General features: G+C 51.6%; 6 protein-coding genes, 1 tRNA gene and 1 pseudogene. 1 reads left to right on the top strand and 7 read right to left on the bottom strand.

Features of this window, described 5'->3' with window-relative positions:
* The 7 genes and pseudogenes from H6F43_RS13490 to H6F43_RS13460 form a co-directional block, all read right to left on the bottom strand.
* Positions 1 to 879 (bottom strand): annotated as a pseudogene (locus H6F43_RS13490) (hypothetical protein); the annotation flags it as partial.
* An 811-nt stretch (positions 880 to 1,690) separates the two neighbouring features.
* Positions 1,691 to 2,884 (bottom strand): aminotransferase class V-fold PLP-dependent enzyme, encoded by a 1,194-nt coding sequence (locus H6F43_RS13485; RefSeq protein ID WP_190343257.1) that lies wholly within the window; start codon positions 2,882 to 2,884, stop codon positions 1,691 to 1,693.
* A 24-nt stretch (positions 2,885 to 2,908) separates the two neighbouring features.
* A tRNA-Asn gene (locus H6F43_RS13480) sits at positions 2,909 to 2,980 on the bottom strand.
* A 102-nt stretch (positions 2,981 to 3,082) separates the two neighbouring features.
* Positions 3,083 to 3,628 (bottom strand): NYN domain-containing protein, encoded by a 546-nt coding sequence (locus H6F43_RS13475; protein WP_190343256.1) that lies wholly within the window; start codon positions 3,626 to 3,628, stop codon positions 3,083 to 3,085.
* Positions 3,629 to 3,792: 164 nt separating this feature from the next.
* Positions 3,793 to 4,473 carry an ABC transporter ATP-binding protein gene (locus tag H6F43_RS13470; protein ID WP_190343255.1) on the bottom strand — a complete coding sequence of 227 codons (681 nt, stop codon included), beginning with the start codon at positions 4,471 to 4,473 and terminating at the stop codon, positions 3,793 to 3,795.
* Complete coding sequence (locus H6F43_RS13465; RefSeq protein ID WP_190343254.1) at positions 4,470 to 4,739, bottom strand: hypothetical protein; 270 nt, start codon at positions 4,737 to 4,739, stop codon at positions 4,470 to 4,472. The genes H6F43_RS13470 and H6F43_RS13465 overlap by 4 nt, the downstream gene beginning before the upstream one ends.
* Positions 4,740 to 4,952: 213 nt before the next feature.
* A complete protein-coding gene (locus tag H6F43_RS13460) occupies positions 4,953 to 5,675 on the bottom strand; it encodes a Uma2 family endonuclease (protein ID WP_190343253.1) in 723 nt (240 codons plus the stop codon).
* 322 nt (positions 5,676 to 5,997) lie between these two features.
* Here H6F43_RS13460 and H6F43_RS13455 point away from each other — a divergent pair.
* A partial coding sequence (locus H6F43_RS13455; RefSeq protein ID WP_190343252.1) for a sensor histidine kinase KdpD occupies positions 5,998 to 6,980 on the top strand: 983 nt, incomplete at its 3' end.

Here is a 6,980-nt window from a genome sequence, read left to right as displayed (position 1 = left end):
ATCTTGAAGTCTGGTAAACGCAATGCGATAGTCCCGGTGTTGACGGAGCTGTTGCGCGACCCAGCTCATCGTGCTTAGCTCCGACATCGTTTCAACGATGCTGGGCTTCGACTCGTTCTGGAGGCTGGGCATTTCTTCTGCGATCGTGCTCAAGCGCTTTAGAAACGTCTGGCTTACTGAGTCGTCTTGCGGCAGGGTTGCCTCCGATGCAGTTATCAATCGCTGGAGTGCGGCTACCGTCTGATCAAAACTGCTAGCCAGTGTGATTTCTCGACGGGTAAATGTTTGGCTGATACCGCTAAGCTCGGATTCCAGCAGTTGGAATTCGGGGTCTAACAGAGAGTCGTTTGCGGTGCTATTTCTTAAATCCAGAATGATCTCCCGAATGGGATCAATTAGCTTGGTTTGCAGCAGCCGATTCAGCTTAACCTCACTCAGCTTGTGCATTAAATCTTCGGCTCTGAGCGTTTCCAGCAGCGTTGTTGCAAATGCATCCGAGGGCAAATATGATGGTCCGCTAGAGCGACCGGAAAAAACTCTTGCGGTTTGAGTCAGTTGGCTAACTGCCTGTCCGACTTGCCCTAAAATGCCTTTTGCCTCCTGATTTAACGATCGAATCAACGGATGACTATACAGACTATTGGCAAGTTCTTTTGACTGACTAATTTGAACTTGAACGGGTTGATCATCCGGCGCATCTGGAGTCGGTTCTATTTTATTTTCGCCCGCTAACAGTGTTTCGATCGCCTGCTTTAAATGTTTCGCCCGCCACTGAAGAAGCGTTGCTAAAAGCTCCTGAATTTCAGATGCTAACAAACTGAGTGTTAAAAAGATAAAAACTAATCCGATGCCAACATCCAGAATAAAGGGTAAGTTCATGTGTCTGCCATTAGACCAGCACTGAGCACTGGGTACTATAGGGCATTGAGTTTAAGCTATCTGAGAACCCTAAATAAAAGTTAATGAACGAGCGATCGTAGACTCGATCGCTCGTTCACATTAATCTATAAACCTCGATGGCAAGCCAGTTTTGTGCAGCGTCTGGCTACTTGGAACTTAATGCTTCTGCTAGTCCCGCCTGCTTAGAAAGCATCCTTCTTAAGTTAGAACTCTCCAAGGAGGTATTGGGCATTTCTTGCCAGCAATGTGAGCAGAACCAGTAGATGCCGTTATGACGAATATGGCGGAGCAAGACGCCGGAGCAGCAAGGGCATGAACTCATATAGCACCTCTTAAGAACGCTTACTAAACAGAGAAAACTAAAACCCCGACACCGAAATATCCGATATGCATCCCTAGAATAGAAGACAATTAATGCCGTTATTATTTGGTTCTTTCTAATAAGAAACTTCCGCCAGCAAATTCCCGTATACCGATCTCCCTTTGAAGTATCTTCTTTTACCTAATGCCGCCTCTAGCCGCTGATCGCTACATCCAGTTCATTAAGAAACAAGAAGAACTTTCTAATACTTAGTCAGCGGTTGATCGAACAGTGGCAGCGTGGCAGATATATCTTGCTGGATCAACCGATCGTGCCTAACCGACGCTCTAACTCTATCCGAAGCGTTCGATTAAAAAAGTCGTCTGGCTAGCAAAAAACGGTTAAATTACTGCTGAAAACACACGTTTGTCTAAAGAATTATTTACTTTTGACATCTAGTTAGATCTTGTATAGTTTCTTAGTACTTCATCATGTATCTTCGTTCAACATTGCGATTAGCGATTCTGCTAGGTAGTAATACTGCGATCGCTGGTTGTACAGTTGAGCCGATACGCGCACCAGACGGCGAGGTGGTGCCGGATAGGGAACGATCGGCACTTCAATTTGGTAGTGCTGCCAAAGTTCATCTTGGAGTGTTTGAAAATTTCCATCAGGCAGCGGAACCACCGCCATCGACCCAATCATGGCATCGGGACAGGGCGGCGGAACCGCCAGTGCTTCACACAATATGTCTCTAGCAGACAGCGCCAGCGCGTGATTCATTGCCATCAGGTCTGCCCATCCTCCCGGCAAGAGCGATCCCAGAAACCGAATGGCTGTCGGCACACAAAGATAAGCTGTGGGGTCGTCTGTCCCCGTCCAGTCGAACTCCAAGCGAAAGCGACTGCGATCGATGCGGTGCGAGTTGGCGCCATGGCTAATCGTCAGTGGACGAATCATCGACTGACGATCGGGCTGCACATACAAAAACGCGGCACCTTTTGGCGCAGATAACCATTTATGGCAATTTCCGGTGTAGTACGTCGCGCCAAGCTCTTGTAGATTCAGCGGTACCATTCCCGGTGCATGAGCACCATCCACAAGCGTTTCCACACCGCGCTGTCGCAGTTCTGCTACGAGTTGCGCGATCGGGAATACCAACCCCGTTTGACTCACCACATGATCCAGAAGCGCTAGTCGCGTCCGAGAGGACACTCGATCGAGCACCGCATCCACTACCTGCTGCGGCGACTGGAGCGGAAACGGCACCTCAGCCACAACGACCTGCACGCCCCAGCGCTCTGCGACGTAGTTGAGCGCGTTGCGGCAGGCATTGTATTCCTGATTTGTGGTGAGAAGTTCATCGCCGGGCGCAAATTGCAGCGATCGCAGCACGGTGTTAACGCCCGTTGTGGCATTGGGGACAAACGCCACATTCTCGGCGTCGCTGCCCACGAATGCCGCTAGCTCTCCTCGTGCTGCATCCAACAGCGCTTCTAAATCTCTCGCAAAAAACTGAAGCGGCTGCCGTTCAATTCGCTCCCGGAGGTGCTGCTGCTCTGCCAACACCGGCAGCGGACAGGCTCCAAACGAGCCGTGATTCAAAAACGTGACGCTCTGATCCAGCGACCAAAACGCGACGAAATCACTAAACGAAGGACGTCGAGCACTTCCACCCCTCATTCTTGACCCTTCATTTGTAATCAACTCCCCAGGCAGGATTCGAACCTGCGACCAATCGATTAACAGTCGATCGCTCTACCACTGAGCTACTGAGGACCGCTCTTCACTGCGAATCCCATGTTACCTAGAACTAGCATCCTTTGACAAGCGTTTTGCCTAACTTTTTTTGATCGACTTGTCTCAACGCTGAGGCGCTACCTATTTTCCAAACCGCAACTGCGCCAGTTTTCGCTGCGCTTCCGGGTCCAACCCGTGCGCCAAAAACCGCCCCGATGACTTCTTTGCGGGTTTTTGCTTGCGCTGAACGCGACGCGCGACGGCGTCCACCTCTGCCGCCAAGCGCTCTGCCGACATCCACTCGGCTCCGTAGCCTGTCACCGTTAGCTGCTGTGCTCGATCGCTCGTTGCCACAATTAGCCGCTGATGAAACTTTCGCAGATCAAACCGGAAGTCGGCGCAGGCTTTTTCGATGTAAGTGTCGGCAGTTTCACCAAAATCGGTATAGCAGAGGCAGAGATTGGAGGTAATAACCTCTCGATCGCGGCAGCTATCCTGATATTGGGCGTCAAAAACAACCTGGGTGTCAAATCCTTGAAACGTGCTGTAGCTAATCAGAGACTCAGCCAAACAGCGACGAGCTTCTTCTAAGCCGTACTGGTCGCGCACTTGCCGCAAGTCAGCCCACGCTCCAACAACGTTGTAGCCGTCTACCAGAAACACAGCTTGGAACGACGATCGCGGCATGGGACTCAGCGAGGATCTCCAGCTAGCAACAATGAGATAGGTCCTTCTTACTTCATCATCACACATTTCATTGAGATGTGTTAAATAAAGTTAAAGATTCAGGCAAAGCAGCCCGATCTGGTTACTCTGCTCATTACCAAGCTAGAGGCGTCTGTCCCCACAGGTTAGGGCGTTGCCATCATCCGCTGTTTGAGCCGCTGTGGGTCACCACGATCAACGACAATTCCTTGCTCTAGCAAAAACGCTCCGTCGCAGTAGTTCAACTCATCTAAACGATGCGTTACCCACAGCGCCGTAATGCCTTGGCGTTTCACTAACTGCTGAACTTGCGCTACCAAATCCAATTGACTGTCGGGATCGAGCAGCGCCGTTGGTTCATCCAGCAGCAAGACGCGGCAGTTGCGGGCGATCGCTCCGGCGATCGCCACGCGCTGTTTTTGTCCACCGCTGAGGGCGTAAATCGGGCGGCGCTGCAAGTGCAGCAAATTGACTGCATCTAGCGCCTCTTCTACTCGCTGGCGCGTTTGGATGGGTGACAGGTTTTCTTCAACGAGTCCAAACGCCACATCTGCGCCCACAGTCGGCATCACTAACTGATGATCGGGATTCTGAAACACAAAGCCCACGGGCGGCAGCAGATGAATCGACCCCGATCTCGGCGACAGCAGCCCCACTAGCAGCTTCAGCAGAGTCGATTTGCCGCTGCCGTTGGTGCCGAGCAGCATCCAAAACTCACCGCTCGGCACCTCCAGGCTACAAGAGTCCAGCACGGTGTTGTCTGCCTCCCAGCCAAAGCAGACCTCTTGCAACTGAATGGCAGGCGGTGCTGTCGTAGTTGGCGTCATTCTGTAGCGAGGGCGAAAAAGCCAGGAGGTCTACCAGACGAGGTGGCGCTGCTGGATTTTTCGGACAGTTGCACAGCGGAAATCTCGCTGCTCAACACGCCAATTTTTTTGCCCACTTGCTTATCGCACGTCAGCTCCAGCACCTGAGGATTGCTGCCGATCGACTCTAGAATTTGCTTGTACGTTGCCTCAGCCTCTTCCTCAGTTTTCCGCTGAACAGACAGACTCAAGGGCGTGTTTTTTAGCGTGATATCAATGATGAACATGTCAGAAATAGATCACAAAGTCAGATCCTAGTATCGCAAATTGAATGCAAGTCCGGGGGGATGGTTTGGGATTAGCCGCTGACGATCGCGCTATCCCTACAGCTAACCGCCACGAGTCAATACTTAGGACTATTTGAAATCCGATGCGTTTGCAGTGCGAGAATGGCAGCTTGGGTGCGATCGCGCACCTTTTCAGAAATAAAGCTAATGGTGTTAGTTAGAGAGACGATCGGGGTCAATGCCTTGCGATCGTAGATACTCCGTCAAGCGCGCTACCCGTTGACGCTCTTGCTCTAGCTGGTCTTTTGTTTGCTCTAGCTGCTGCTCTGTTTGCTCTAGCTGCTGTTCTGCTTGGGTAGCCCGCTGCTCCATCTCGATTAGCGTGAGAAATCGCTGTCCGTCTGGTCGATAGAACACAGGTTCGCCTTGCGCTGTATCAAACCGGATTTTTAAGCGGGGACTGAGCCAACCGTTCAGTTGCCACAGCCGCGTTAGATGGTCGGTTTGGCGTAGCCAGCCGCTCAACTCAAACGTGTCGGGGTTGTAGAGGTAATATTCCTCCACGCCATAGGCGTTGTAAAACTCTAGTTTGCGGTCCATTTCCTCCGCAGTATTACTCGGCGACAGAATCTCGAACACGACTTGGGGCGGCAGGTTGTCTTCTTGCCACTGGCGATAGGACCCGCGCCTACCTTTGGGTCTACCGAATACGACCATGACATCGGGCGCGATCGGCGGAATAATTCGGGAGCTGACCGGATACCACAGCAAATCAGCCGCAACAAATACATCCGGTCGATCGGTAAACAGAGCCTCCAAATTTTCCTTGAGTACGACAATCCAACGGTACTGCTCAGTGTTGTCTGCCATTGGATTGCCGTCGCTGTCGGGGAAGGCACTGTCGGGAATTGCTCGGTCTTGCCACTGGCTCGTCATTGCAGAGTGTCCCGGTTGCGATGCTGCCTTTATTCTAGGGGTGCAGTACGGCAATCAGGCGGCAGAAGCAATCGCGACACACCTTCAAGGCTGAAGCTAAATCTAGCGCTTGCCGATCAGCACTCTGGCAGTTAACCGTACACGACGATTCGCTTCACATTACTTTAAGATCGTAGAGTAGACTTCAATGCAACGATGCTACTGATTGAATTGTCGGTTGCTGCGTCAGTGAAATCCTGTGTGTGATTGCTCGATCGTCCGCGCATTCTGAACCACATTATGTTTACGGTTAAGTCTAACCCTACGCGGAAGTCAGTCGCCTATGTACGAGTCCTCTGCCCCGCTGACCAATAGTCTTTATCCTCGTTCTGCCAAGCGCGGAAAGCACAAGATTTTCATTGGAATGGCTCCCGGTGTAGGCAAAACCTATCGCATGTTGGAAGAAGGACATTGCCTGCGGCAAGAAGGCATTGATGTCGTGGTTGGCTTGCTGGAGACTCACAAGCGGGAAGAAACTGCTGCAAAAGCGCAAGGACTGGAGCTTTTGCCCCGCAAACAGGTAGAGTGTTCTGGCATTACGCTAACCGAAATGGATACGGATGCTGTCATTGCGCGACAGCCGCAGCTAGCGCTGGTAGATGAACTGGCGCACACTAACGTCCCTGGTTCAGAACGAGAAAAACGCTACCAGGACGTGGAGCAAATTCTGGCGGCGGGAATTGACGTGTTCTCGACAGTTAATATTCAACACCTAGAAAGTCTCAACGACTTGGTGGCTCGGATTACAGGTGTCGTGGTACGGGAGCGAATTCCCGATCGTCTTTTAGAAGAAGCCGATGAAGTGGTAGTGGTCGATGTTACGCCGGAGACGCTGCAAGAGCGGTTGACCGACGGCAAAATTTACGCGCCTGAGAAGATTGACCAAGCATTGCAAAACTTCTTTCAGCGTCGTCACTTGATTGCCCTGCGGGAACTTGCTCTGCGCGAAATCGCCGACAACATCGAAGAAGATGGCATCGTTGCTGATGCCAACACTCCCACCAATGCCTCCTACTGCAACATTCATGAACGGGTGTTGGTGTGCGTCTCAACCTATCCCAATGCACTGCAACTGATTCGTCGGGGTGCCCGCATCGCTGGGTATATGCACGCTCCAGTCTATTGTTTATTTGTGGATAATCCCGATCGCTTCCTGACCCGCGAGGAAAGTCTGCACATTGAAACGTGTGAACGCCTCTGCAAAGAATTTGGCGGCGAGTTTGTTCGTGTTAAAGATCATGATGTCGCAGCCGCGATCGCGAACAC

It is taken from the genome of Leptolyngbya sp. FACHB-36, assembly GCF_014695955.1.
Taxonomy (GTDB): Bacteria; Cyanobacteriota; Cyanobacteriia; order Leptolyngbyales; family Leptolyngbyaceae; genus FACHB-36.
The sequence above is the reverse complement of the archived record's forward strand: the minus strand, read 5'-3'. Positions and strand labels throughout refer to the sequence as shown.

Bases quoted from the DNA above. Each gene is read 5' to 3' on its own strand.
- H6F43_RS13485 (WP_190343257.1), bottom strand. From the start codon at position 2,884: ATGAGGGGTGGAAGTGCTCGACGTCCTTCGTTTAGTGATTTCGTCGCG.
- H6F43_RS13475 (WP_190343256.1), bottom strand. From the start codon at position 3,628: ATGCCGCGATCGTCGTTCCAAGCTGTGTTTCTGGTAGACGGCTACAAC.
- H6F43_RS13470 (WP_190343255.1), bottom strand. From the start codon at position 4,473: ATGACGCCAACTACGACAGCACCGCCTGCCATTCAGTTGCAAGAGGTC.
- H6F43_RS13465 (WP_190343254.1), bottom strand. From the start codon at position 4,739: ATGTTCATCATTGATATCACGCTAAAAAACACGCCCTTGAGTCTGTCT.
- H6F43_RS13460 (WP_190343253.1), bottom strand. From the start codon at position 5,675: ATGACGAGCCAGTGGCAAGACCGAGCAATTCCCGACAGTGCCTTCCCC.